Source organism: Cardinium endosymbiont of Nabis limbatus, from assembly GCF_965196625.1.
Taxonomy (GTDB): Bacteria; Bacteroidota; Bacteroidia; order Cytophagales; family Amoebophilaceae; genus Cardinium.
Genome location: NZ_OZ239769.1, coordinates 110191 through 135058 on the forward strand (window position 1 = coordinate 110191; position 24868 = coordinate 135058).

The following is a 24868-nucleotide window of genomic DNA, read 5'->3' on the forward strand; positions in this document are numbered from 1 at the left end:
ATAAATTGCATCCTCAAACCAGAAAAAAGGAGCTTCTTCTCGTTGAAATAGAGGCTACATTCAGACTAAATTAAAACCATTAAATAATGCTAGAATCTAAACATGTCGTATTGGTCGATCATCGAGATAACGTATTGGGTATACAAAATAAACTAGAGGCGCACCATGCCAATACGCCTTTACATAGAGGATTTTGTGTATTCCTATTTGACTACAACAAAAGACTTTTAATACAAAAAAGAAGCAGCATGAAAAAAACTTGGCCATTATATTGGTCTAATAGTTTCTGCGGACATCCTCAAGTTACTGAAACCTACGAACAAGGCGTACATAGACATAGTCAATTTGAACTAGGTATTAACCTACAGGAACTCTATCATGTAGCTAATTATCAATATCAATGCACTATGAAAGAAAGCAATATAATGGAAAATGAAATATGTCCTATTTATGTAGCACTATCAAATGAGCACATCACTATAAACAAAGCAGAAATCGAAGAAGTATTACTTCTAGAATGGTCCGAATCTATTAACTTTCTAAATCAACATTTAACAAGCTTTACACCATGGTGCATAGAAGCATTCGATTTAGTAAAAAACGGTAACTTTTTAGATAAAGTCATAGGAGTAAGCAATGCAGTAGTCAAGGTTTAATCTTACAGGCAGTAAAATTTAGACTTTAAGCTTGTCAGTTAAGTCTAGTGTGTCTGACAGGTATGCCTTTAAGATACAAGATTTGAGGCCGTTGCAATAGAAAATCTAGAGCCTGAAAACAACCATATGTCCCATCTATCTATTACTTTTTTATCCTAAAAAGGATACGATTAACACTAATTTACGGTTGTAGAATTACAAAAAAGTATAAAAAGAGCATGTTTGTATCAAAATAAGCTTATTCAGTTTTCTATTGCAATAGCCTCATCTCATGCGTTATTTCATATATATCTCCTATTTTGGTACAGCCTATAGTGGTTGGCAAATTCAAAAAAATGCAATTACGGTACAGCAAGTAGTAGAAGCGGCACTTAGCAAGCTATTATCCACACCGGTTTCGGTTTCAGGCAGCAGTCGAACTGATAAAGAGGTGCATGCTGCGCAACAAGTAGCCCATTTTAACCTCATAGCGCCAATAGATCCTGCCTATTTGATCTATAAAGTGAACCGGATTTTGCCATCTGATATCAGCATTACCGCCATGCGCCCAGTAGTAGATGGAGCGCATGCGCGCTTTGATGCATGTTATCGTAGATATGCCTATACCATCGTTACACAAAAAGATCCCTTTTATAGAGACAGAGCCATTTGGCTGCGCCGTATACCCCCACTGGCCTTATTGAACCAAATAGCCGATTTGTTTGCTGTGCAAGCGGATTTTGAATTTTTTAGCAAAATAACGGATTCAACCAAGCGTTTTATTTGTAATATAGAGGAAGCTTTTTGGATGCAAATAGATCAAAAGATTGTATTTCAGATAAAAGCCGATCGTTTTTTACGGGGTATGGTCCGGACGATTGTAGGTACGATCCTTAAAACAGCCACTGGCAAAATGGATGTAACTGCTCTAGAGCAGCTGATTAAGCACAAACCTGCCGTTCGTCCCATGCTCACCTTAGTGCCACCACATGGTTTAACCTTGGTAGAAGTAGGTTATCCAGAAACCTTATTTATAAAAGAAAATGAATCATAACCAAGATCCTATCATTGCACTAGCCACCCCACAAGGGGTAAGTGCCATTGCAGTAGTGCGTCTATCTGGACAAGGTGTCATTGGCATAGTTAACCAACTGTTTTGGGGCAGTGACTTGAGCCAGCAGGCCTCCCATACCATTCATTTTGGTATGATCAAAAAGGGTGATGTGACAATTGATGAAGTCTTAGTGGCTATTTTTATTGCGCCCCATTCCTTTACGAAAGAAGATGCAGTAGAAATTTCTTGCCATGGTGCCCCTTTTATTATTGCACAGCTGATAGAACTGTTTGTCGCACAAGGTGTGCGGATAGCTGAGCCAGGTGAATTTACAAAAAGGGCTTTTTTAAATGGCCGGTTTGACCTAGCCCAGGCAGAAGCGGTAGCCGATTTGATTGCAGCTGATAGTATGCTGGCCCATCAAACCGCCCTTCGTCAAATGCGTGGTGGATTTTCCTTAACCCTACAAGCACTACGTAAAAGATTGCGCCATTTTGCAGCTATGTTGGCATTAGAACTAGATTTTGGAGAGGAAGACATTGCCTTTTTAGACAGAAAGGATTTACACAGATTAGCTGACGAGCTTATTACAACCTTAACGGAGCTGATAGATAGCTTTCAACTAGGCAATGTGATTAAGCAAGGTGTTTCTGTAGCGATTGTAGGCAAACCCAATGTAGGCAAATCCACCTTATTGAATGCCTTATTACAGGAAGAGCGGGCCATTGTTTCGCCTATAGCTGGTACTACACGGGATACCATTGAGGGAACCCTACACTTAAATGGCATACGGTTTCGGTTTGTAGATACTGCTGGGCTACGCGCAACCGCCTCAGATACGATAGAAGCAATAGGCATTGAACGGACCAAAACGCAATGCAGCAAAGCCTTTGTAGTACTTTATTTGATTGATCTATCTGATATGACCCTTACACAAGCAGAAGACGACTTGGTTACATGGGAGTTAGAAGGCTTGCCTCTACTTAAAATTGGCAATAAAATGGATCTAGCACCAGCTAGTGCGCTAGAAAGCTTTAAAGACTATCTTTTGATTGCAGCACAAACAGGAAATGGCATCGCAACGCTTAAAGATAAGCTTGTGCAACTGGTAGCACAACAACCTAGCGATGGGCTAGCCACTATTGTGATCAATGCACGCCATTGCGACCGGCTACAAAAAAGCAAGCAGGCATTAGCCGATGTGATTACAGGGCTGGCGCAAAAACGATCCAATGAATTACTCGTTGTAGATATAAACCGTGCCCTATATGCACTGGGTGAAATTACAGGAGAGATTACCACAGAAGAAATTCTAGGAGAAATTTTTTCGAAATTCTGCATTGGAAAATAAAACAGGGCGCATTAAATTCTATAAAAGCCATTTATCTTACACTCTATATCGCGCTTATGCATCCCTATATAATAAAGAACAGGATCTGGATACCAAAAAAGAAGATAAAAAACTAAAAAGAGCGGAACAACAAGGCAATTTTACCGAAAGTATGCAAATACCGGTTGGAAACGCAAGTGTTAAGCAAATGATAAATGCTAGATTTTATGCAGATAAAACCGCTTATATTGCTAAACTTTTTAAGGGTTAGGGGACTTATTACTTCTTTATAAGGCCGCGTAGATTTGGCAAATCTCTATTACTAGATACGATAGATCAAATCGCACAAGACAAAAAGTCTTTGTTTAAGGAGTGCGCTATTTACAAAGATAAAAGTTATAAATGGGACAATATTTTGCTCTTTTTTACCCGAAATTAGTAGGAAAGCTAGCATCAAGGTTCAGAGAGTCATAAAATCATGGAGAATACATCACATCACGTGGACCACGTTGGAGTCGATATCAAAGAAAATAAATCCCAAAGTCAGAGGCTGGTATCAGTACTACGGCAGGTTTTATAAATCGGCGATGTACAGACCTCTCGTTAATATAGAGAGATATCTCGTAAGGTGGCTCCAGGCCAAGTATAAGAAACTACGAGGTCACGAAAATCTAGCAAAGCAATTTCTAAGAAAAGTGAGAGCTGATTCTCCATCTATATTCTATCATTGGACGCTTGGGTTGAGATTATGAGAGAGATCAAAGGCTAAATAATGGGAGCTGCATAAATCGAGAGATTTCCGTGCAGTTCTGCGAGGGGCTGGTGGGGAAGTTCCACCGGTCTACTCTCCTGGTTGAATTTCTCAGAACTGGCCAAAGATAACCCAACGGAATTAAAAAAGGGCCTGAACAGAAAATTGTATAAGATCGCCAAGGCGCATAAAGTTCATGATAAGATCAATATCGAAATAGATGAGGCTTGTGAAGATTACTTATCAGAAGTATTTGATTTGTGCACCGAGCTGGACCACTACGAACCTACCCCTATTGTCTTAATCGATGAATACGACAGTCCACTCATTTCTTGCACAAAAGGGCAGTATGAGGAAGTGCTTTCTCTGTTTAGTTCATTCTTCAAAGTTTTAAAGAGTCGTCAAAAGGACTGTAAATTTATTTTTGTAACGGGTGTAACCAAGTTTCATTTATCTGGCCTTACCTCAGGGGCTAACTCGGCCAATGACCTATCCTTGCATGAGGATTATGCAGAGATGCTAGGGTATACAGAAGAGGATATGAATAACCTGTTTTTTAATGGTAAGCAGCTATATGTTAATGAAATTATAACCAATTTACAAGAAAACTGGGATAAATCAGAAAACTATATAGCCGCACAACTCAAACAAGCGTTAAAAGAATATTACAATGGATACTGTTTTAGCCGCAATAAGCGTACAAGACGGATGTATAACCCCGATTCTATATTAAAATTCTTTAGAGATAAATCATTTGGTAATTACTGGTCCAACTCTGGTAACCCTGCCATCTTACTACAACAAATCAAAAATAATATCGATAGATTTATGATCCTTTGGGATAGCTCTAGCTTTGCCATCCATCAGCTAGACTTTGAAACCTTGGCCAGTTCGCTCAACGAAATAGCCTTACTCCCTTTAATGTACCAAACCGGTTATCTTACCCTAGATCCTAATGGATTTAAAGAGGACACACAAAAAGATAAAAATGCAACGGACTATTATTTAAAGTTTCCTAACCAGGAAGTAAAATCCTCTTTAAAGCTGACCTTATCTAGGTATATAGCCGAAAAACAAGAAGAAACAGGAAGAGCATATAGCAATTCTATTTTAGATGCATTAAGAAATGAAAAATGGTGTGGCTTTTTAAATCTTATTAAAGGGGGTGTTTAGCGAAAGCAGGATACCATTTTCTAGATAAAACAGAGAGGTGTTTTCAGGGCGCTTTATATTCCTTTCTCAACGGGGTTTTTCATACTACGCAGGGTATGCAAGTGAATGCGGAATTAGCCAGTGGACTAGGCCGTTTGGATATTGCGCTAGAGGATAAACAGCACCAAACTGCTTACATTTTTGAGTTAAAAGCAGGAAAATCGGTCTCAGAAGCTTTGCAGAAAATCTACGACAAAGATTATAGCACGCCATTCCATACATGCAACAAAAAAGTATTCGTAGGCTTAAAATATGATGCTGCAAAACGCAACATTACAGAGTCAACTATTGAAGTACATCAACGCAATGCGCAACATGCTTTTAAGGTGATGCCACGTAAAAGCTTTTCCGTTAATGCGATGGGGTATTTTCAAAAATAGGTTATGCAATAGGTCTCATAGAAAAGCATCTGTCGTTCAAGTCAATAGTAAAAATATAGCTAATAACATTTTATAAATTTGTGAATTTGACATTCCGAACTAAATTTGAATATAACTGTCAAGGTAGTGTAAATTTATTCCTAAATAATTAATAGGCAAAGATGTTTATGGTACAAAACATAACTTCCTCTAAACCATCTATTTTACGTAAATGGACCAGCCTTATAGCTATTCTATTGGGTTGTTACATACTTTATTCCATTATTGACTGTATAATCATTTCAGTCTGTTCAACGACAGAGTGCTTAAATAAATCAGTTATAGTACAATCTTTACGAATCATGATTAGTATGGTTCTTACATGTTTACTACCCACTTGCCTATACCTAAAAGCTGTTGAATCCATAACATTATGGAAGGCAATTAGCATTACACGTCCTACGCAAGCCGATCTGTATATAGCTTTTGGGTTAATATGTTGCGTGCTTTTCTCAACGCTTGTATTTTTTTATAGTAAACTATCGCTTTTGCCTGACTCCTTCCAGACATTTAAACAATGGGCATGGGAAACGAGTAACGACATTTTAAATTCATACGATGCAAACTTTATTAAGGGTGGTGTTTATTTATTTATACAATTGATTAATCAGGTAATTATAGCTCCATTTTTTGAAGAATTTTTTTTCAGAGGCCTATTATTTTATATGTTATTCCAACAAGTAGAACATAGATGGGCGCTATTGATCAGTGCATTATTGTTTAGCTTATACCATTTAAATCTCTACTATCTAATCGGTTATTGTGGCTTAGGCTTAGTTTTCGGCTATCTATATTACGTAAAACAAAACATCGCATTAGCTATATTTGCACATGGATGCTATAATATTTTAGCAAATATAGTTAACTACTGTGCCTATAAAGGATATGCAGATATATTTCATTGGATCGCTCACCTAACCATTTTAGAAGCAATAGGTATAGAAGGGATATGTATACTTTTGATACATAAATTATGTAAAGTATTGGCTAATAGGTAGATATCTGTTGCACCTATAAGGCTTTCTATATTAGCATTGTAAGAAGATCAGGTTGTGTATGGCATGACCGTATTGAATAATAAAATTCCTCAAAAAGAGCGTTCCGTATTTATTATGCTAATCCTGAACTCAGGTTAGTACTGATTATCAAAATCAAACACAATAGAATAATCCAAAACGCACGTTAATAGCACGATTTGCAGATGCAATAAAATCCCATAGCCACTTGCTTATATACTTTTTTATACTTAATATAAAAATTCGACCCAATAAATAAATAAAATTATTAAAAAAGTATTTTATGGGGATCGAATAGGTTTAAATTAATTAGATAATTATGATTATGAACAGATTAAATAGTTTTAGATCGGTTAGCCTCGATAGGGGAGCAATGGAGCGTATAAGGAGGAATAAATCAACCAAATCCACAAACTGATGGTTGTGCAGGAAAGATACTTAAGCAGGCAGTAGTAGGTGAAGCTGCGGATGGGCTTAGGAGTGCAGTCCGTGATGCAGCAAAATCTGATACTTTTAAACAGTTCAAGGAGAATTGGAATAAAGCTTGGCAACAACAGGCTGACATAAATTATATGGACTTACAATTAAGGTATCCAAATGTACAACCAAAGAAGTAACAATTAATTTTATTATGTAACGCATCATTTGAATATTAATATAGTTAGTTATGGGCGTTGTAGAAAATACAGTATAGTCCTGTATCAATGGTTTCATGTAAATGGCCAATTCTAATAATATTAGATAGTATCATTTAATTTGTGTTTTTTATAATGCCCATTAACCATTAAACGTTTTTTTAGAGATTTTTTATAAAATATTTTGAAAAAAATAGATGATTGTACACGTTATAAAGTTCTTTCCCAATGGACTAAAATTATGAGTATATCTAAAAAACTGTTAAAGCTTTTTAGCTGCTTTTTTAGAGTTTGTAAATAAAATTGTGTAAATGCTTATTATTAACTAATCTAACGGATTAAATCGTTAGTTATAAATGAGTCATAAGCAATGGAACAACAACAAATAAATATAGATCCAAATCTACTAAATGAATTGTCGAAGTCTATTAAGAGTGAAAAAGATTTAGCTATTCTCAGCAAGCAACTATTAAAAATCACGGTAGAACGTGCTATGGATGCAGAATTAGAGGATCATCTTGGCTATGAAAAGCATGCTATAGAAGGCAGGAACACGGGAAATAGCCGTAATGGTTACTCTCCTAAGCGATTAAAGGGTGATTTTGGCGAAATGGAAATTAATACGCCACGTGACCGAAACAGCACGTTCGATCCTCAAATCATTCGCAAAGGGCAAACTCGCTTCACTGAATTTGATGAACAAATTTTGGCTCTTTATGCTAGAGGGATGACTACCAGAGATATTTCAGATACATTCAAAGAGCTGTATGGTACAGAGGTATCACACAGTTTAATTTCGAAAGTAACTGAATCTGTTATTGAGGAGATTACTGTTTGGCAGAATCGTCCATTAGAAACAGTATATCCCATATTGTATTTAGATTGTATCGTTATCAAGTGTCATCAAGATAAACGCGTAATCAACAAATCAATTTATTTGGCATTAGCCATTAATTGTCAAGGGCAAAAAGAATTACTTGGTTTGTGGATAGCAGAAACCGAAGGTGCAAAATTTTGGCTCTCAGTATTAACTGAGTTAAATAATCGTGGCATTAAGGATATTTTTATTGCTTGTGTTGATGGATTAACCGGATTTCCAGATGCTATTAATACAGTATTTCCAAAAACCAAAATTCAGTTATGCATTGTTCATCTTATTCGTAATTCGTTACGTTATGTACCCTATAAGGACATGAAGTCCGTCGCATCGGATCTTAAAGTTATTTATCGCGCTATTTCTCTTGAGCAAGCGGAAGAAGCACTTCTTATTTTTAGTGAAAAATGGGATAAAAAATATCCAGCTATTAGTCGTTCATGGCATAAAAATTGGAGCAACATTATAACTATTTTTGACTATCCTGATGAAATACGAAAAATTATTTATACGACCAATGCCATTGAATCACTCAATAGCGTTATTAGAAAATCTATCAATAACCGTAAAATTTTTCCTAATGACCAATCTGCATTAAAAGTAGTATATTTAGCCATACAGAAGGCATCACAAAAGTGGACTATGTCTTTACATGATTGGAGAGCGGCTCTGAATCGATTCGCTATCGAATTTGAGGGAAGATTCTCCTAAAAAACGGCACTTACACAAAATAATTTACAGGCTCTTTTTTTATTTTTTTATTTTACTGTCTTCTTTTTTCTTGGATAATCTACATGCTAAAAATGTTTAATGTATTGACGCCAAATCAAGCTAGGTTAGTAGAGTTATTTGTATTCCCAATTATATTTATAAGTGTTATGTGCAAATATTTAAGGCATGTAGGCTTAAGTCAAACAAAAAATATTAAAGCCAAGTTTTGGCCAAACCCTATCTCTTTATGCACTACCCTACTTTTGTTTGTATTATGTTCTATACTAGAGGAACTGATCTTCAGTATGTTCATAGATTATAGCCCTAACTTTTATGCAAAATACTTAACGGATGTAGAAGATCAGGAAAATCGTTTACAATTGCTTTATAAAGATCTTAGTTTTAAGCCTTCTCTAATGTTGATAATAGCTGATCAATGTATAGTACCTGCACTATATGAAGATTTTTTTTTCGTGGAATCTTACAAAACATTTTTCTAGAAAAAATAAAAAACCCATTACTTGCAATAATTTTTTCAGCTGTATTGTTTAGCGTCATCCATCTTCTGCCTTATGCAGCTATACATTTATTTTTAGAAGGACTATTTTATGGCAGTATCTATTATTTTACAGATAGTTTGTTACTGCCTATATTAGGCCATTTTTTAAGTAATACTACTTGTATCCTGGTTGCAAACTATCCGGGTATTGCTAAGGGATATAGAAAAACAGATAAAAACATGGTTATCAGCTCCACTTTGTATAGCTGGCATTATCGTTTGTCTATATTTGAGTTATCTTGGCTTTAAAGTTTTGAATCTTTATAAGAAAAGTAATACATCGAATGTTATGTAAGGAGCTTATAATGATTAAAAAAACATAACTTATGTCGCGTTTTCCGTTTTACCAACAACCTGATGCTATGGACTGTGGTCCCACTTGCTTACGGATGATTGCTAAACATTATGGTTGTACATTATCGTTACAGACCCTACGCACACTTTCCGAAACTACTAGAGAAGGAAGTTCTCTTTTGTACCTTAGTAGCGCGGCAGAAAAGATTGGATTCCGGACACTAGGTGTAAAGGTTAATTTACAAAAACTCATGCAAGAGGCGCCACTCCCTTGTATTATCTCTTGGCAACAAAATCATTTTGTAGTAGTCTATAAAATCAAGCAAGATAAGGTTTTTGTAGCTGACCCAGCCCATGGACATATAACTTTTAGTGTAAAAGACTTTCTAGAAGGTTGGATAGGCGCTCATGCAACAACAGAAATGACAGAAGGTATTGCACTTCTACTAGAACACACCCCAAAATTAGCACAATCAGAAGAAGATAACGCCCCTTCACAACAAGGCTTTGGTTTTCTTTTCCAATATGTATTGCGTTACAAACGCTTTATCATACAGCTTTGTATAGGGATTATAGCTACCAGCGTTTTACAACTGATCAGTCCTTTTTTAACCCAAAGTGTGGTCGATATTGGTATTAAAAACGCCAATTTGCATTTTGTTTACTTAGTATTAAGCGCACAAGTCTTACTGTTCTTAGGGCGTACCAGTATTCAATTAATACGCAGTTGGCTACTGTTGCACATCAGTACGCGCATCAACATTGCCATTATTTCTGATTTTTTTGTAAAACTTATGAAATTACCTATGGCCTTTTTCGATGTAAAAATGATAGGCGATATGATGCAACGTATCCATGACCATGAACGGATTAGAAAGCTTTTAACCATTACCACCTTAAACCTCTTTTTCTCTTTTATTCAGCTCATCATTTTTGTGCCACTTCTTATCTGGTACAATGTGCAATTGTTTTTAATCTACTCTATAGGAAATATTTTATATGTTCTATGGATTTTACTTTTTCTAAACAAAAGAAAGATATTAGACTATAAGCAGTTTGCACAATCCAGTAAGGAGCATAGCAAAGTCATGGAATTACTGAATGGCATGCAAGAGATAAAATTGCATAATGCTGAAACCCAAAAAAGATGGGAATGGGAATATTTGCAAGCAGGACTCTTTAAAATTGATATGCAAAGATTATCTCTAGAACAAATAGAAGCAGTTGGTGCTGGCATTTTGCATGAAATACAAAACATCTTAGTGGGTATACTATCTGCTACACTGGTTATCAATGGTCAAATTACCATAGGTATGATGATGGCTGTTTCCTATGTTATGGGCCAGCTACATGGTCCTGTTGAGCAATTGATCCATTTTATTTATACCGTACAAGACACCTCTATTGCCTTAGAACGACTTTCTGAAATAGATAACAAGACAGATGAGCAAATGGAAGATGGTCAGTTGATTACCCACTTACCATTGGTATCTCATGATCTTATCTTAAACAACCTTTCTTTTCGATATAGCGGTAAAGCCATCCCTACGCTTAAGGATGTAAATCTTACCATTCCAGCTAATAAGCTTACGGCCATTGTTGGTCTAAGTGGAAGTGGAAAGACTACATTAATGAAGCTAATGCTTAAGTTTTATGTAGTAAATAAAGGAAGTATTTGTATTGGGAATGTTAATCTAAATAAGATTGCACATTATACTTGGCGTAATTATTGTGGTGTGGTCATGCAGGAGGGTTTTCTGTTTAATGACACCATTGCGCGCAATATCGCAATAGGTTCTGATCAAATTGATGAAGAGCGGCTCATCTACGCCACAGAAATTGCCAGTATTGGGCAATTTATTGATGCGCTTCCTTTGGGTTATAATACTCGAGTGGGTATGGATGGTATAGGCATTAGTACAGGAGAAAAGCAACGTATATTAATTGCTAGAGCGGTCTATAAAAATCCACAGTGTATTTTTTTTGATGAGGCCACTAGTGCATTAGATGCTACTAATGAACACTATATTATGGATAAATTAGAAAAGTTTTTTAAGGGTAGAACAGCAGTAGTCATTGCCCATAGACTAAGTACCGTTTGTCATGCAGATCAAATTGTGGTATTAGGTCAAGGTAAGATCTTAGAGCAGGGTACCCACCAAGAACTACTTGCTATTCAGAACCATTATTACCAATTGGTTAAAAACCAATTGGCTGTTTGAAATATAGCCAATATGGAGCATAGCAAGCTTACATTACGCAGTATAGTCATCCAAGAAATATTAGGGTATATTCCCCACTGGATGATACGTTGGGGCATGATGGTAATAGCTGCACTACTGGCTATGTTACTCTTTATAACTTGGCTCATTCAATACCCAGATATCATAGAGGGAAAAGGTTACTTAACCAGTACTATTCCGCCAATTACTGTACATACTGCGCAAAACGGAACCATTGGTCGCATCTATGTACCAGATAATACAATAGTAGCAGCCCATACACCTTTGGCTGAGATTAAAAATGCACTAAGTGAAGCAGCCATTGTGCATCTTAAAAGGTGGCTGACTATGGTAGAAAAGGATTTAAGAAAACATTACTTTCCAAGTGAACGATATTGCCCAACGCATCATTCCTATGGTGATGGTGAGATACTTGGGGTGATCCAAGAGGCCTATAATACCCTTCAAAAGTATATACGACAGTATATTACTTCTTTTCAAAATGATTACCATTTATCGAGTTGCAAACATATTAAAGCTCAAATACAATCTACCCATGTACTGCTACATATTACTAAACTACAGCTTACCTATTCCCAACGAAAAATGACGCAAGAAAAAATAAAATTTCGAGCCTGTAAACAATTGTACCAACGTAAAATGATCTCGCAAGTGGATTTCTTTAAACAAGAATCCTTATTGCTACATGCAAAAGAAGATGTGGCTAATAAACAAAAAACTATAGTTGAATATCAAATTACACTGAATAACTATCAAAAACAGTTAAAAGAACTTACCTTTAAATACCAACAAGACAGAGCATTATTAGAATCAGCTATCTATGCCTCCTTACAAAACTTACAAAAGGAAGTAATGGATTGGCAGCAACACTACTTATTAATGGCCCCATTTTCTGGAAATGTTTGTTATTTAGACCGCTGGTATGAAGGTCAACAGATAAAAGCCGGTCAGGCAATTTTTTCAGTTGTTCCTGCTAATGAATCTTATTTAGTTCAAGTGCAATTGCCTTCAGTTGGATATGGTAAAATCCAAAAGGGACAGTTGGCGCGCATTAAGTTTGCTGCTTATCCAGATCAAGAATATGGATACCTTGCAGGAGTAGTAAATGAAGTGGCATTAGTTCCTCATCGATCTACCTACCGGGTTACCCTATTACTGACGAACGGATTAACTACTAACTATGGTAAATTAATTGACTTTAAGCCTAGTATGAAATGCGAAGCAGAAATTGTGACCAAGGCTATTCGTCTTCTAACAAGAATGATCTACCGATTGTTAACCATTAGGTAATACATTGCGGAATTCGTTGCATTATTGTGCGCCAAATTTTTTATCGACGGCAACCAGAACGCTGCATACGAACAGCTTATAAAGGCAAGTGTAATGACGTCGTTGCAATAGACCACTCATTTGCGCATCATATCATTGTATTTGCTTCAATGGGCAATCATTTGATTCTTTTGTATACTTTGGCTTTGGCAGTAAGTAGTGTACAGCCAACATAACTAAGCCATTGACCAACATACAAGGGAAGACCCCATCATTTGTACCCAGCAGAGAAAAAATCCACTTCCGCCAAGCAAAAACAGCTAGTGTACCTGCAAGCATACCAATCAAAGCAGTACGTGGTGGACTACGAAAACCAAAAACAGCTAAAATAAATGGCGCAACCACTACAGGCACATATAAACGGCTACACCAAAGCACCACCTTATCCACAACAAAATAACTACTGCTAAGCGCCAATGGGATGGTCAAAATCATTATAAACAATATAGCCATATGTGCCATTCTATAATGGTAAGCAGAAGAAAGATTTTTTCTAAAACGCACTGGAAATAGATTGGGGAGTATATCATAACTGATCATAACCGAACAGATATGCAGCCTAGAATCAGCTGTGGACATGGTCATAGCTAATAAACAAGTACAAATAATCCCTTTTAATAGAGGAGGGGTATGCGCGATTATATAATGCCAAATCGCTATTCCTGATAGATGAGATGGTACCCATGAAAAAATAAATAAACCAACTAGTGTGCAACACACCATTATAGCCAAACCAACAATACCAGCATATAAAAACACTTTCTTTACTTGAGAGATACTAGAAGCCATATAGACATTCTGCATAAAAACAGGTTCTATACAGTTTACCATAGTGGCCAGGTACCGCAAGGTAGCCACTAGCTTTTTATCATAAAGCAACAAATGGCCCAAACCAAATTTCTTTTGCGCTGCTGCAAAGGCAATAGTTTCACCCAATGAGGCGCCTGTTTGCTTAAATACAAACCAGGCCAAAACGCAAATCAGACTAGAAAAAATGATACATTGCCATACATCTGTCAAGACAACGGCACGAATGCCACCAAATATAGTATAGACAACCAATAATAAAGTGGTCAGCATTGTAATACACAATGGGTTAACCGATTCGATACATATGCTTACGCCCTGTGCCATAATATGAATTTGCATAGCAACCACAACAGTAGAATAACAAACGCTCAATAAAGCGGTAATAACCCTTGGATAGGGGCCATATACACGACCCATTGTCTCTGGCATGGAGATATGATAGATAAACTTGGACATACGCATGCCCAACCAACTAAGGGTAAAAAAAACAGCCACCACACCAAAAACCTCCAACTTATCCAAAAGAGCCCATCAGAGAATTGGGTTACATAACTCATGAATGTAGCCCCACCATAATAAGCGGCTAACGCAGTAGCAACCAAGTTAGCTGTAGAAAATTTCCTATTGCCTACAGCATAGGAGCGAAAGGTGGGAACCCTTTTTCTAGTACCGTAGACGGTTACCAATGCAACAGATAATAAAAACGCTAGGACGATAAGCAGTGGGATATCAAATAACATGACCAAATATAGTAAGTTGCGTGAACGCTGCTATACATTATAAAACTAGGTTGCATGGGATCTACCACTTGAACCATCACATGACTGAATACCTTTTCGCTTACACTTTGTATCTACAATAGCGCACCCATCAGCATCGAATGGCCTTTTTTTGCTGTTACACTCAGCCATAATTTTAGTGGATATCCCATAATCTTGTAGTAAAGAAGCCAACAAGTATTGCAACGGCTTACGCTGACCTTTATAGGCACCATATTTGTAAACTGACTGACAATCCATGTATAGATCCATCAGGTCACATTGGTTACTTTTTACACCTACAACTTGAGTCGACCTTATTGCCCGTTGCAACATAAGTGTAAAGATCCAGATCACACGTCCCCTATACAATTTTGAAAAAGGCTTAGCAGGTACATGTTTCAGAAAATCATCAAAATGTGTAGCTGCTAGCGAATCAGCTCCAACATTGAGCAACAACTCCTGGATCTGAAAGTTTTTATTCTTGATTGCTTTGCCAAAAGGCCCTTCACCAACTTCATTTGGTATCGAAAGATCAGCGCCAGCATTAAGTAATGCTTGAACGATCCGAGCATCAACTTTTCCTATCAATGCAGCATCATTCACAGGCTTATAATGCACACCACGATTGTAGTACTTTATATAGGTATCAAATAATTTTGATATGACTGAGATGACGACCTTCTCTTTGCACCAAACTGCAAAATTCAGAGGGGTTAACCCAGCGTAACCTTGACGATTTATATCCGATTGTAATGAAACATTACCGGAAAATTTTTTATCCAATAACAGGTTCACTATATCTAACGCACCAAAGGCAATAGCTATAAAAAGAGGCGATATCTCATGCTTATCGGCCTGTGTGCAACTGGCCCCTAATTCCATTAGATATTCGATTGTATCGCTCTTAGAGGAGCTAGCCGCCTCACATATAACGGTATAATACAAAAGGGTACGGTCACACTCACCCTTCAGATTCACAATCTCTTCCATCATCTTTTTATATTCGAACCTATTGATTTTTTCTAACGCCTCTCTTATAGCATCCAGCATATTTTTCAACCGGTCACTATCGCCACGTTCGGCTAGCGCATGAAGCGGCAATGCAGACTGTGATGCTATTTGCAAAAAAGGATCGTTATACCTTAATATTTTTTTTACCTGATCACTATCGCTATGTTCGGCTAAGTCACGAAGAAGCAATAGAGACTGGAATTCTATTTGGAACAAAGCATCGATATGCTTTAATAAACACTGTATTATTTTTAAAATGTTTGGATCATGTAAAAAAGCATAGGCTTGAAATGCCAGGCCCAACGGTGTTGACTTTGCGCTATTTTCGATATTTAATATACCTACTAAGTGATTCGGTATAGAAGGCTGGGGCTTACCTTGCGTTTTTTTAATTTGACTAAAAATATCTATTAAATATGATACGATTTTCACGTTACCAGACTCTACTGCTGCATGCATAATGGTGTATTTTCCAGGACCGAACGGTTGGTAAAATGCCTCCGCACATGCATCTAAACCATATTTATATTGATAAAGCGTCGTAAATAACAGCTTTAACATATGCAGTGCTATATCAGAGTCATCCAAATGACCTTTAATCACTGCCCGCATCAACAGAGGCATTTTTATATTCATGCCTACTAGCCTAGTGTCATCGCTAACATAGCCAGCTATTAAGTATAATACTTTTTTAGGAGGGTACTTTTCAGGGTTGCATTTAATGTGTTCTAAAAGCGCTTCCAATAGATCGGAGCGTGCCCTCGCTTCTATTACTTTGCAAAACAGTGTCTGCTGATCATTAACTTTTAAGAGATCAACCTTAGACCAATCAACTTTAGACCAATCCATGGTAGAGAAATCACGCTGGCGGATAGCACCATTATTAAGTTTCTCATAATCCAGATCATCTAAATCGCACTTTAGATTTACCACACCTAATTTACTACAAGCGGTAGTAAATAACAGAGACCCTATGCAAATGATCATTAAACGAAACCATCTATTGCCATCGTACATGCTTCATAATCCTTTAAAGAATAAATGATCATTTTATCAAAACTCAAAAAACATTATAGCAAAATATTTTTTAAAACAAAAAGTTCCTGTTTAAACCAGTGGTAAAAAAGGACTTTTGTTGCGCTTTTTTAAGGATAGAAATTGGCGTTTTCAGCATACTATTGACACAGGCAATGCACTAACTGATTTTATTTTTTTTTCATCTTTACCGACATCTTTACAAAGCGCTAATGCTTCTCTAGCAGCTTTTTCTAACAGGTCGCCTATCTCTGGACCCAAATAGGCATGGGCCAACTTAACATCAATCGCTAGGGTTTCTTGCACCATATGCGCTACTTCTGGTAGATGTATATAGCCTGAAGCATGGCGTAAGTCATAAAGCCGTTCGGCTAGTTTAATGAACAAAACAGAAAGCTGTACATGTTCCTCCTTAATGGCTTCTTTCAAGCGATTTTGCACATAGAGCAACGAAGGATGATCTAAGGCTTGGCGTTTATCTATACCCACCACATTCAAGACAAAGGCATAGACGCCTAAATTATAATGTTCCTTGATATAAGAAAGGGGCAAACAGGTATGGCGCACCAACTCATAAAGCAAAGCGGCATAAATCACCTTAGGAGAGTGAAAAACCCATTTTACGACCAATTCGGCAATCCCTACGGCACGTACATAAAACAGTTGACCGGATGCATGCCGCTTAAAGCCAAAGTGCTTGCGCAACAATAAAAGCAAACCCGAAATGGTGCCTACATCAATAGGATCCATGTTATGAGAAGATTTGCAAACATAGTCATGAAACTGCATTAATGCCATCATGGAGTCGGCTTGTTCCTTAGGAGTAACAGGAGTATCTAGGGTTAAACAATCTATAGGCAATGCAGCAGTCATCTTGCTCAGAATATCGGTAACATCATTAGGCAATACCAGTAGGATACTAGCTTCTTTGTTAGGTTCATGCACCATATACTCCAAATAGCCATAGTGGGCGCCCACAATACTGGATATGGTTTCCTGCTGCAGATCTATGGATGGGGGCACTTCTTGCTGCGCTTGAGCGCTCATAGCATCTGCCCTATTATCATAAAACGTTTTCACGGTAGGCCATTCCTTAGAAGCAACATGCGTCTGACTGACTACCAGGGCAGTCGCTTCAAAAAGGATGCAGGCAGGCAAGCTGCCGTCAATAGGATCAGCTTGCTTAAACTGCAAAGCAGTATGGTGCAGTTGTATGCTAACAATTGGTGCAGCGCCATCCGCTCGCTTACCAACGCGTAAAACAGCCTGAACCAACAAGTAGACTACTTGGTTCACGTCACATACCATATAGGGGCATAACGCCCCATTCGTATCATTTATTTTTTCTACCAACAGCCTAGGCGGATCAGCTACCTCTTGAGATAAAGCCAACTCTACCTTACGCATCAGCGTCTTTAGGATTACACAAATACTCGGATTTATGAAAAGTATCATGATCGTAATTATCATCAATAAAATCATGATTTGTACCATTAATACAATCTTCTTCTGATAGATCTTTCGTATTGCTGTTATTAATGCAGTCATCACTTCCATCATCACCACTATAATAATCACTATCGTCCGTCTGAACCCCCATCTCAGTAGTTTGTTCAGGCTTTTCCAAATCACCAATACCCGCTACGTCTTCTTGAAGTGTCTGCCTTGGGCTTGGGCAAGCTACTTGCTCCATTACTCCGCTATATATTGGCCCATTACCTTCATCCCCTTTAACAGAGGAGGCACTATTATTGAATGGTATGAGACGATAACGATTACGATACCTAATATAGCAATAAGCAACATCTCCGGATAAGCTTGCAGCAGGTTGCAATCTATTGCCACAAACCAAAGCAGAAGTGATGATATCTGTAGCCTGCACCATATTTGTGGAAAGATGTCTTACCAACTGAACCAGCTCACTAGTAAATACAGGGGTAGATGTTGTACCCATAAAACCTACATGATCTATATTTTCAAATTTTGCTTTATTGAACTTATCCTGAACCAATTTTATGCCACCTTCACTGGATAAATGCTCAGCATCATAAACGGATGCTATACCATAATTTGAAGCATTAAAAATGGAAAAATCCTCGGCACAGGTTGCTGCTGCTAGCTTACTACAGCCATCTTTTCCGAACAATCGCTCTACCGTGTTGTCCTTAGCCAATCGATCACACCATGCCTCATCTACCTCTATAAATCTATCAAGTTGCTCAGTACTACCATCCCAATAGGTTACAGTAACCCCTTGATTGGAAAGATGCACCCTTGAACAATCCTTTAAATTTCTAGAAGCATAAAAAATCACCGCCATTTTTTTAGATTCAGCCTCCCCGCATTGGTGGTTCGGATCAATCTGTATAAGGCCAAGTTGATGATCCCTTTTTAGATAACTTACCGATTCTAGCTTTATAGAGGCACTTTTAACGGCTACAGGGGGAACTGCCATCACTAGGTGCTTTTTGTTCATATGGTGATATGGGTACAATAGGCGAAAGGCCTTTATTCTTTTTTTGACCAGAATTACTCAAAGAACCAAAACAACCACCCTGATTACCAAGTAAAAATATAGTAATGGTCGATAAAATTACCTTAGAACCCATGGGGGCTTTGCATATAGATTGATTTTTACGTATATTGTTCAGCATATTTGTTTTTTTTAGTTATAAAGGTCTACATAACAGCTCTATAGGCATAGGGTAGGTTTTACCTAGCAAGCATTATATTGGCTAGGTCAGTTATAATCTACCTCCATACCTAGTTAAAGGTTGTGTATGTAACTTGAGTAAAATAAACAGGTCAGGAATGGATCATCACATAACCTAACATAAAGTTGTTGTATGGCTAAAACCATTCCTTGTATTGTATTGAACCAGCGCTCCAAAAAGCTGGAGCAAAGAGGTTATACAAAATCCTCTAAATAACCTTGAAAAGAAAAAATCTATAAAGATAATGGGTTACCCTAATCTTGATAGAAAAACACATCTTTCGTTGCTAGAGGCTATTCACTTATGTTACCCAAAAAAATTAGAATCTACAAATTTATCTGCCTCCTTTTTGAATAAACCGTTTCGGGGGCTTTACACAAGTATTTTTCATTGCAAGTATATAACTTTTACAGTGCTTTTTCTGCCAACAAGCGATTATATTTGCAAAACAGCATGCTAGCTAATTTTTATAGAATAGCAGAGAAGATACCATATCAAGCTTTGAAAAAGATCTGTTCTAATCATCATATCCCACTACGATCATGCATACCATTCGCCTTCTCTCTGATTTACTCATTAACCAAATAGCAGCTGGGGAGGTCGTACAACGCCCTGCTTCTGTAGTAAAAGAACTGCTCGATAACGCAATAGATGCAGCAAGCAAAAATATAAAAATTATTATAAAAGATGCTGGAAAGCAACTTATTCAAGTAATTGATGATGGGATAGGAATGGGTGAAGAAGATGCGCGCATGTGTTTTGAAAAACATGCCACTTCTAAGATTGCCAGCACCGATGATTTATTTAAAATCCAAACCATGGGTTTTAGAGGAGAGGCTATGGCTTCTATCGCAGCGGTAGCACAGGTAGAAATGGAAACCCGTCTACACGAAGCGCCTATTGGAGTATTTATCGCTATAGAGGGGTCTAAGATCAAAAAACAGGAAGCGATCGCTACCACACCAGGCACTAAGGTGAGTGTTAAAAATCTATTTTATAACGTTCCCGCACGGAGAAATTTCTTAAAGTCTAATCCGGTAGAATTCAAGCATATTCTAGAGGAAGTCCAGCATGCCGCATTGGCTCGAACAGATATTGGATGGAGGCTGTACCACAACGATGTGGAGATATATAAACTCTCACCAGAAAAATTAAGCCATAGAATTGTCCATCTATTTGGAGAAAGTTATAAAAAACAACTGATCCCGTGCAAAGAAACTACTAATATAGTGGCAATAGAAGGCTATATAGGCAAACCAGAACAGGCAAAAAAAACAAGGGGAGAACAGTTTTTATTTGTAAATCAGCGATTTATAAAGAGCCCATTTCTAAACCATGCAATTAAAAATGCCTATGAGCGGCTTTTGCCAACAGATGGGTTTCCTTTTTATGCAATGTATTTAACGATTGACCCTCAATGGGTTGACATAAATGTGCACCCTACTAAAACAGAGATTAAATTCCAAGATGAAAAAGCGCTTTATGCGATTGTACAAGCTGCGATTAAAAAAAGTCTGGCGACGCATCATGTAGTGGATTCTTTAGATTTTGAGCAGGATACTAATTTTTCTCTGCTGCGTTTTACCCATCCTATTCAGCTAAACAACAGCCCTAGCCACTCAGAAAAAGAGCGCCATTATGTACAATTTAAAGGAGCGCGCGCTACACCATCTTTTACGTCATCTAAAGAAGCATGGCAAAGTCTATTTACGGATCAAAGGGATAACAGTGCCACGCTACCACCCGGGTTAGACCAAATGGGTGACCCATTGCAGCATCAACATGGAGCGGGAACCGCTGTACAATTGTATACGAGCTATATTATTGTACAGGTGCAGTCTGGCGCCCTTTTAGTTGATCAGCAAGCGGCGCATGAACGGGTATTATACGATAAGTTTATGGATCACTTTCAAAATAAAAGTGGTGCATCACAGCAGTTGCTTATGCCCGAGCATCTAGCAGTAAACCCTGGGGATTATATGATTTTATTAGAAAATAAAGCTACCTTGCATGCATTGGGTTTTATCATTGACCCATTTGGGGAATCTACTATTATTATCCATGGCTGTCCAGCTGAGCTAAGCCACCATGCACCCAAACAATTATTAGAAGGACTTGTAGAACAACTCAAATGGAACAATAGCAACCATACGCTAGAAGCTTCAGAGGCTTTTATCAGGGCATTAGCGAAAAAAGCGAGTATAGCGCATGGCACCAAATTAAATGGGATCGAAATAGATGCTTTATTGGCACAGCTGTTCTCATCGAGCAATACGATGTATACACCAGATGGAAGAAAAATATGTGTCATGTTGTCAAAAGATAGTTTGGCAACGTTGCTGAAATAAGGAGGTTTATGAAAACCCAAAAAGGGTAACTTGTACTTAACAGATCTTACCCAAAGAGGGTTAGCTTTAAACAATTAACAGAACGAAATGCAAACTACACCAGCTAACGCTAGTCTTCAAAAATGCACAATACTGGAAATATTTGAAACCATCTACCTAGAATAGGGCATAAAACAAAGCACACCCACTTTTTAAACAATCTTATGCGTTATAAAACCATTGATCCAAATCTATTTATACAAAACAGAAAAAAACTGGTAAGGCAGCTTCACCCGAATAGCTTGGTGGTGTTACACGCCCATGACCTAATGCCCAAAAACACAGATGGAACGATGCCATTTGTCCAAAATAGTGATCTTTTCTACTTATCTGGGATAGATCAAGAGGAAACGATCTTATTACTCTACCCAGATGCGCTAAAAGCAGAATGGAAAGAAATTTTATTTATAAAAGAAACAGACGCACAACTAGCCATTTGGGAAGGGAATAAGCAGACCAAAGAAGAAGCAAGTAGCATCAGTGGGGTTGCTACGGTGCACTGGACCAGCGCGTTTAAGCAAATTTTACATACCCTAATGGGTTTGGCGGATGGAATATATCTTAACACAAATGAACATCCAAGGGCAAATGTGCCTATATCGACTAGAGAGAGACGCTTTATCCGTTGGTGTCAAGACCACTATCCGTTGCATCAGTATAGACGCATTGCACCGATTATGCAACAACTGCGAGGCATAAAGGATGAAGCAGAAATTGCCCTTATACAAACGGCCTGCAATATTACAGAAGCTGGATTTCGATCTATTCTACCCATGGTGCGGCCTGGCGTAATGGAGTATGAAGTAGAAGCATTGCTTTCATATGAGTTGCTCCGAAGGGGATCAAGGGGGTTTGCCTATGCACCTATTGTGGCCAGCGGTGCAAATAGCTGTATTCTACACTATATCCAAAATGATAACCCCTGCCCAGCAGGTGCATTGCTCCTAGTAGATGTAGGTGCAGAATATGCTAATTATTCAGCTGATCTAACACGCGTTATACCCATTGATGGGAAGTTTACGACCAGACAACAGCAAGTATATCAAGCGGTGCTACGGATATTAAAAGCGGCACAGGGGCTATTGCGTCCAGGTTTATCTTTTGTAGATTACCATAAAGCAGTAGTCGAGTGGGTAGAAGCCGAACTAGTAGGCCTCAACCTGATCAAGACTACAGATATTAAAAATCAATCTAAAGAAATGCCAGCCTATAAAAAATATTTCATGCACGGCATTTCGCATCATCTGGGACTGAGTACCCATGACCTAGGGGATACCCATGGCACCATACTACCCAATATGGTCCTGACCATAGAACCGGGTATTTACATCAAAGAGGAAAATATCGGCATACGGCTAGAAAATAATATAGTGATCAGAGCGGATAGGGTGCAAAATTTAACAGAAAATGTCCCTATAGCGGTAGAGGAAATAGAGGCATTAATGGCTAATGGATAAGCCTTATCCATTAGCGGCATATACATTATTTCCCTGTGTAGATTGGCTTGCATGTTTACCTATAAAAAATGCAGGTCCCTGTTCCCTTGATTAAAAGGTAAAAAATCAAGTCTCCATGTAACTATTTTTATCTTTTGCCTGATTGGTATTTGTACAAAGATTCAATGCTTGTTTAGCCGCTTGTTCCAATGCTTTTCCGATCTTCGGATCCAAGTATTGATTGGCCAGTTGAACATCTATGGCTAAGGTTTCTTGAGCCATATGGCGGACCTCTGTAAGATGGATATAGCCCGCTGCATGACGAAGGTCATAGAGCCGTTCAGCCAACTTTATAAAGAGCACAGAAAGCTGGATATGGTCTTCCTTGATCGCTTTCTTCAAACGATTCTGCACATAGAGTAAAGAAAGATTATCTAACGCTTGATGTTGATCTATACTGACCAGATTCAAGACAAAGGCATAGACACCTAAATTGTAATGTTGTTTAACATAAGAAAGTGGCAAACAGGTATGGCGCACAAGCTCATAGAGCAAAGCGGCATAAATAACTTTAGGAGAGTGAAATACCCATTCTACCACCAATTCAGCAATACCTACCGCCCGTACATAAAACAATTGACCGGAAGCATGCCGCTTAACGCCAAAATGTTTGCGCAATAATAAAAGTAAATTTGAAATGGTCTTTATATCAATAGGATCCTCTTCACAAAAAGACCTACAAACATAGTCATGGAATTTCATTAAGGTAACCATAGCGTCTGCTTGCTCTTTTGGGGTGATAAGCGCTTCTACCGTTAAGCAATCTATAGGCAGTTTAGCGGTCATCTTATCACGAATGGCCGTAACATCACTGGGCAGTACCAATACTATAGCTTTTTCACTGGCCTCAACAGGAGGCTTGAAATAGCCATAGTGGGCACCCACAATACTGGATATGGTTGCGTGTTGCAAATCTATCGATGGTGGTACTACTTGTTTGACTGAAGGATTTGTACCACCTACTACATCAGCATAGTAGGAGTGCACCTTAGGAAGCAAGTCAGGCGCTGTACCAACCTGGCTTATTACCCAAGCGGTAGCTTCAAAATCCATAAAGATAGGATAACTAACGCCAATAGGGTCGGCTTGGGTAAATTTCAAAGCAGTAGAATGGATTTGTATGCGCACAACTGGTGGACCAGCGCCTGCTAGTCCACTAACCCGTAAAACCGCCTGAACCAATAGATAGACTACCTGATTGATATCACAAACAATATGAGCAGTTAGCTGCCCACTAGGGTCATTTATTTTTTCTACCAATAGCCTAGGCGGATCAGGTGTCTCTTGAGATAAAGCCACTTCTACCTTACGGATCAGCTTATCAAAAGAAATTTTAGCAGGCTGCAACAGCGCATGCTTTTTAGCCTTTTCTCTTTTATTAAAATACCATACCCAATCATAGAGTTTATTAATAATGCTCTGGAAATCTTGCTTATAAATAGGCATATCGCTATCTAAAAAAGAGATAGACTCTTCAATTTTATGCACAACTTGCCCTAAAATAGTACCATATCCTTTGTGCGGACCAACCACAGCAGCAGCAGGCACCATAGCCAAATCATAAAGCGATCCTTTTAGTTCGCGTGCGCTTC

21 protein-coding genes and 1 pseudogene are annotated in these 24868 nt (G+C 38.0%); 16 read left to right on the forward strand and 6 right to left on the reverse strand.

Translation table 11 applies throughout. From position 1 onward, the window contains the following. Window positions 1-86 precede the first annotated feature (86 nt). From idi to ACOALF_RS00585, 14 genes and pseudogenes are all read left to right on the forward strand, one after another. Entirely contained in the window at window positions 87-656 is a 570-nt protein-coding gene (gene idi / locus ACOALF_RS00520; RefSeq protein WP_419241516.1) for an isopentenyl-diphosphate Delta-isomerase, read from the forward strand. A 271-nt stretch (window positions 657-927) separates the two neighbouring features. Next, the gene (gene truA / locus ACOALF_RS00525) at window positions 928-1689 is read left to right on the forward strand and encodes a tRNA pseudouridine(38-40) synthase TruA (RefSeq protein ID WP_419241517.1); all 762 of its coding nucleotides are present in this window, start codon (window positions 928-930) and stop codon (window positions 1687-1689) included. Then, window positions 1679-3040: a tRNA uridine-5-carboxymethylaminomethyl(34) synthesis GTPase MnmE gene (gene mnmE, locus ACOALF_RS00530; RefSeq protein WP_419241518.1), complete on the forward strand. Its 1362-nt coding sequence runs from the start codon at window positions 1679-1681 to the stop codon at window positions 3038-3040. The genes truA and mnmE overlap by 11 nt, the downstream gene beginning before the upstream one ends. After that, a complete protein-coding gene (locus ACOALF_RS00535; RefSeq protein WP_419241519.1) occupies window positions 3030-3290 on the forward strand; it encodes a hypothetical protein in 261 nt (86 codons plus the stop codon). The genes mnmE and ACOALF_RS00535 overlap by 11 nt, the downstream gene beginning before the upstream one ends. 60 nt (window positions 3291-3350) lie before the next feature. Continuing rightward, window positions 3351-3458 carry a hypothetical protein gene (locus ACOALF_RS00540; RefSeq protein WP_419241897.1) on the forward strand — a complete coding sequence of 36 codons (108 nt, stop codon included), beginning with the start codon at window positions 3351-3353 and terminating at the stop codon, window positions 3456-3458. A 70-nt stretch (window positions 3459-3528) separates the two neighbouring features. Then, on the forward strand, window positions 3529-3771 hold the full coding sequence (locus ACOALF_RS00545) for a group II intron maturase-specific domain-containing protein (protein WP_419241520.1): 243 nt from the start codon (window positions 3529-3531) through the stop codon (window positions 3769-3771). Between the two features lie 101 nt (window positions 3772-3872). After that, window positions 3873-4943 (forward strand): AAA family ATPase, encoded by a 1071-nt coding sequence (locus ACOALF_RS00550; protein ID WP_419241521.1) that lies wholly within the window; start codon window positions 3873-3875, stop codon window positions 4941-4943. Between the two features lie 89 nt (window positions 4944-5032). Then, window positions 5033-5362, forward strand: a pseudogene (locus ACOALF_RS00555) (PD-(D/E)XK nuclease domain-containing protein); the annotation flags it as partial. 350 nt (window positions 5363-5712) lie between these two features. After that, window positions 5713-6399 (forward strand): CPBP family intramembrane glutamic endopeptidase, encoded by a 687-nt coding sequence (locus ACOALF_RS00560; protein ID WP_419241898.1) that lies wholly within the window; start codon window positions 5713-5715, stop codon window positions 6397-6399. A gap of 1023 nt (window positions 6400-7422) precedes the next feature. Continuing rightward, the gene (locus tag ACOALF_RS00565; RefSeq protein WP_419241131.1) at window positions 7423-8637 is read left to right on the forward strand and encodes an IS256 family transposase; all 1215 of its coding nucleotides are present in this window, start codon (window positions 7423-7425) and stop codon (window positions 8635-8637) included. A gap of 167 nt (window positions 8638-8804) precedes the next feature. Continuing rightward, entirely contained in the window at window positions 8805-9137 is a 333-nt protein-coding gene (locus tag ACOALF_RS00570) for a hypothetical protein (protein ID WP_419241522.1), read from the forward strand. A 5-nt stretch (window positions 9138-9142) separates the two neighbouring features. After that, complete coding sequence (locus ACOALF_RS00575; RefSeq protein WP_419241899.1) at window positions 9143-9445, forward strand: CPBP family intramembrane glutamic endopeptidase; 303 nt, start codon at window positions 9143-9145, stop codon at window positions 9443-9445. 77 nt (window positions 9446-9522) lie between these two features. After that, complete coding sequence (locus ACOALF_RS00580) at window positions 9523-11712, forward strand: peptidase domain-containing ABC transporter (protein WP_419241523.1); 2190 nt, start codon at window positions 9523-9525, stop codon at window positions 11710-11712. Window positions 11713-11724: 12 nt separating this feature from the next. Further along, window positions 11725-13023: an HlyD family efflux transporter periplasmic adaptor subunit gene (locus ACOALF_RS00585; RefSeq protein ID WP_419241524.1), complete on the forward strand. Its 1299-nt coding sequence runs from the start codon at window positions 11725-11727 to the stop codon at window positions 13021-13023. Between the two features lie 132 nt (window positions 13024-13155). On the opposite strand, the gene ACOALF_RS00590 is transcribed toward ACOALF_RS00585, so the two are convergent. The 5 genes from ACOALF_RS00590 to ACOALF_RS00610 all read right to left on the reverse strand — a co-directional run bounded on the left by ACOALF_RS00590 (window position 13156) and on the right by ACOALF_RS00610 (window position 19288). After that, window positions 13156-14394: a sodium:solute symporter family protein gene (locus ACOALF_RS00590; protein ID WP_419241525.1), complete on the reverse strand. Its 1239-nt coding sequence runs from the start codon at window positions 14392-14394 to the stop codon at window positions 13156-13158. 263 nt (window positions 14395-14657) lie between these two features. Continuing rightward, window positions 14658-16661, reverse strand: a complete 2004-nt coding sequence (locus ACOALF_RS00595) for an ankyrin repeat domain-containing protein (protein WP_419241526.1) — start codon at window positions 16659-16661, stop codon at window positions 14658-14660. 150 nt (window positions 16662-16811) lie between these two features. After that, the gene (locus tag ACOALF_RS00600; RefSeq protein WP_419241527.1) at window positions 16812-18086 is read right to left on the reverse strand and encodes an HD domain-containing protein; all 1275 of its coding nucleotides are present in this window, start codon (window positions 18084-18086) and stop codon (window positions 16812-16814) included. After that, window positions 18079-19134 carry a hypothetical protein gene (locus tag ACOALF_RS00605; protein WP_419241528.1) on the reverse strand — a complete coding sequence of 352 codons (1056 nt, stop codon included), beginning with the start codon at window positions 19132-19134 and terminating at the stop codon, window positions 18079-18081. Before ACOALF_RS00605 ends, ACOALF_RS00600 begins: the two co-directional genes overlap by 8 nt. Next, window positions 19109-19288 (reverse strand): hypothetical protein, encoded by a 180-nt coding sequence (locus tag ACOALF_RS00610; protein WP_419241529.1) that lies wholly within the window; start codon window positions 19286-19288, stop codon window positions 19109-19111. Before ACOALF_RS00610 ends, ACOALF_RS00605 begins: the two co-directional genes overlap by 26 nt. Before the next feature lie 647 nt (window positions 19289-19935). Here ACOALF_RS00610 and mutL point away from each other — a divergent pair. Beyond that, a complete protein-coding gene (mutL, locus tag ACOALF_RS00615) occupies window positions 19936-21741 on the forward strand; it encodes a DNA mismatch repair endonuclease MutL (RefSeq protein ID WP_419241530.1) in 1806 nt (601 codons plus the stop codon). Between the two features lie 203 nt (window positions 21742-21944). Further along, complete coding sequence (locus ACOALF_RS00620; RefSeq protein WP_419241531.1) at window positions 21945-23237, forward strand: aminopeptidase P N-terminal domain-containing protein; 1293 nt, start codon at window positions 21945-21947, stop codon at window positions 23235-23237. Window positions 23238-23342: 105 nt separating this feature from the next. Here ACOALF_RS00620 and ACOALF_RS00625 read toward each other — a convergent pair whose 3' ends face one another. Beyond that, window positions 23343-24827, reverse strand: coding sequence for an HD domain-containing protein (locus ACOALF_RS00625; RefSeq protein WP_419241532.1), 1485 nt, complete (start codon window positions 24825-24827; stop codon window positions 23343-23345). Window positions 24828-24868 lie beyond the last annotated feature (41 nt).

Coding starts and splice junctions, on each gene's coding strand:
- idi (WP_419241516.1), top strand. CDS start 87: ATGCTAGAATCTAAACATGTCGTATTGGTCGATCATCGAGATAACGTA.
- truA (WP_419241517.1), top strand. CDS start 928: ATGCGTTATTTCATATATATCTCCTATTTTGGTACAGCCTATAGTGGT.
- mnmE (WP_419241518.1), top strand. CDS start 1,679: ATGAATCATAACCAAGATCCTATCATTGCACTAGCCACCCCACAAGGG.
- ACOALF_RS00560 (WP_419241898.1), top strand. CDS start 5,713: ATGGTTCTTACATGTTTACTACCCACTTGCCTATACCTAAAAGCTGTT.
- ACOALF_RS00565 (WP_419241131.1), top strand. CDS start 7,423: ATGGAACAACAACAAATAAATATAGATCCAAATCTACTAAATGAATTG.
- ACOALF_RS00570 (WP_419241522.1), top strand. CDS start 8,805: ATGTGCAAATATTTAAGGCATGTAGGCTTAAGTCAAACAAAAAATATT.
- ACOALF_RS00580 (WP_419241523.1), top strand. CDS start 9,523: ATGTCGCGTTTTCCGTTTTACCAACAACCTGATGCTATGGACTGTGGT.
- ACOALF_RS00585 (WP_419241524.1), top strand. CDS start 11,725: ATGGAGCATAGCAAGCTTACATTACGCAGTATAGTCATCCAAGAAATA.
- ACOALF_RS00595 (WP_419241526.1), bottom strand. CDS start 16,661: ATGTACGATGGCAATAGATGGTTTCGTTTAATGATCATTTGCATAGGG.
- ACOALF_RS00600 (WP_419241527.1), bottom strand. CDS start 18,086: ATGCGTAAGGTAGAGTTGGCTTTATCTCAAGAGGTAGCTGATCCGCCT.
- ACOALF_RS00605 (WP_419241528.1), bottom strand. CDS start 19,134: ATGGCAGTTCCCCCTGTAGCCGTTAAAAGTGCCTCTATAAAGCTAGAA.
- ACOALF_RS00610 (WP_419241529.1), bottom strand. CDS start 19,288: ATGGGTTCTAAGGTAATTTTATCGACCATTACTATATTTTTACTTGGT.
- mutL (WP_419241530.1), top strand. CDS start 19,936: ATGCATACCATTCGCCTTCTCTCTGATTTACTCATTAACCAAATAGCA.
- ACOALF_RS00620 (WP_419241531.1), top strand. CDS start 21,945: ATGCGTTATAAAACCATTGATCCAAATCTATTTATACAAAACAGAAAA.
- ACOALF_RS00625 (WP_419241532.1), bottom strand. CDS start 24,827: ATGGTGCCTGCTGCTGCTGTGGTTGGTCCGCACAAAGGATATGGTACT.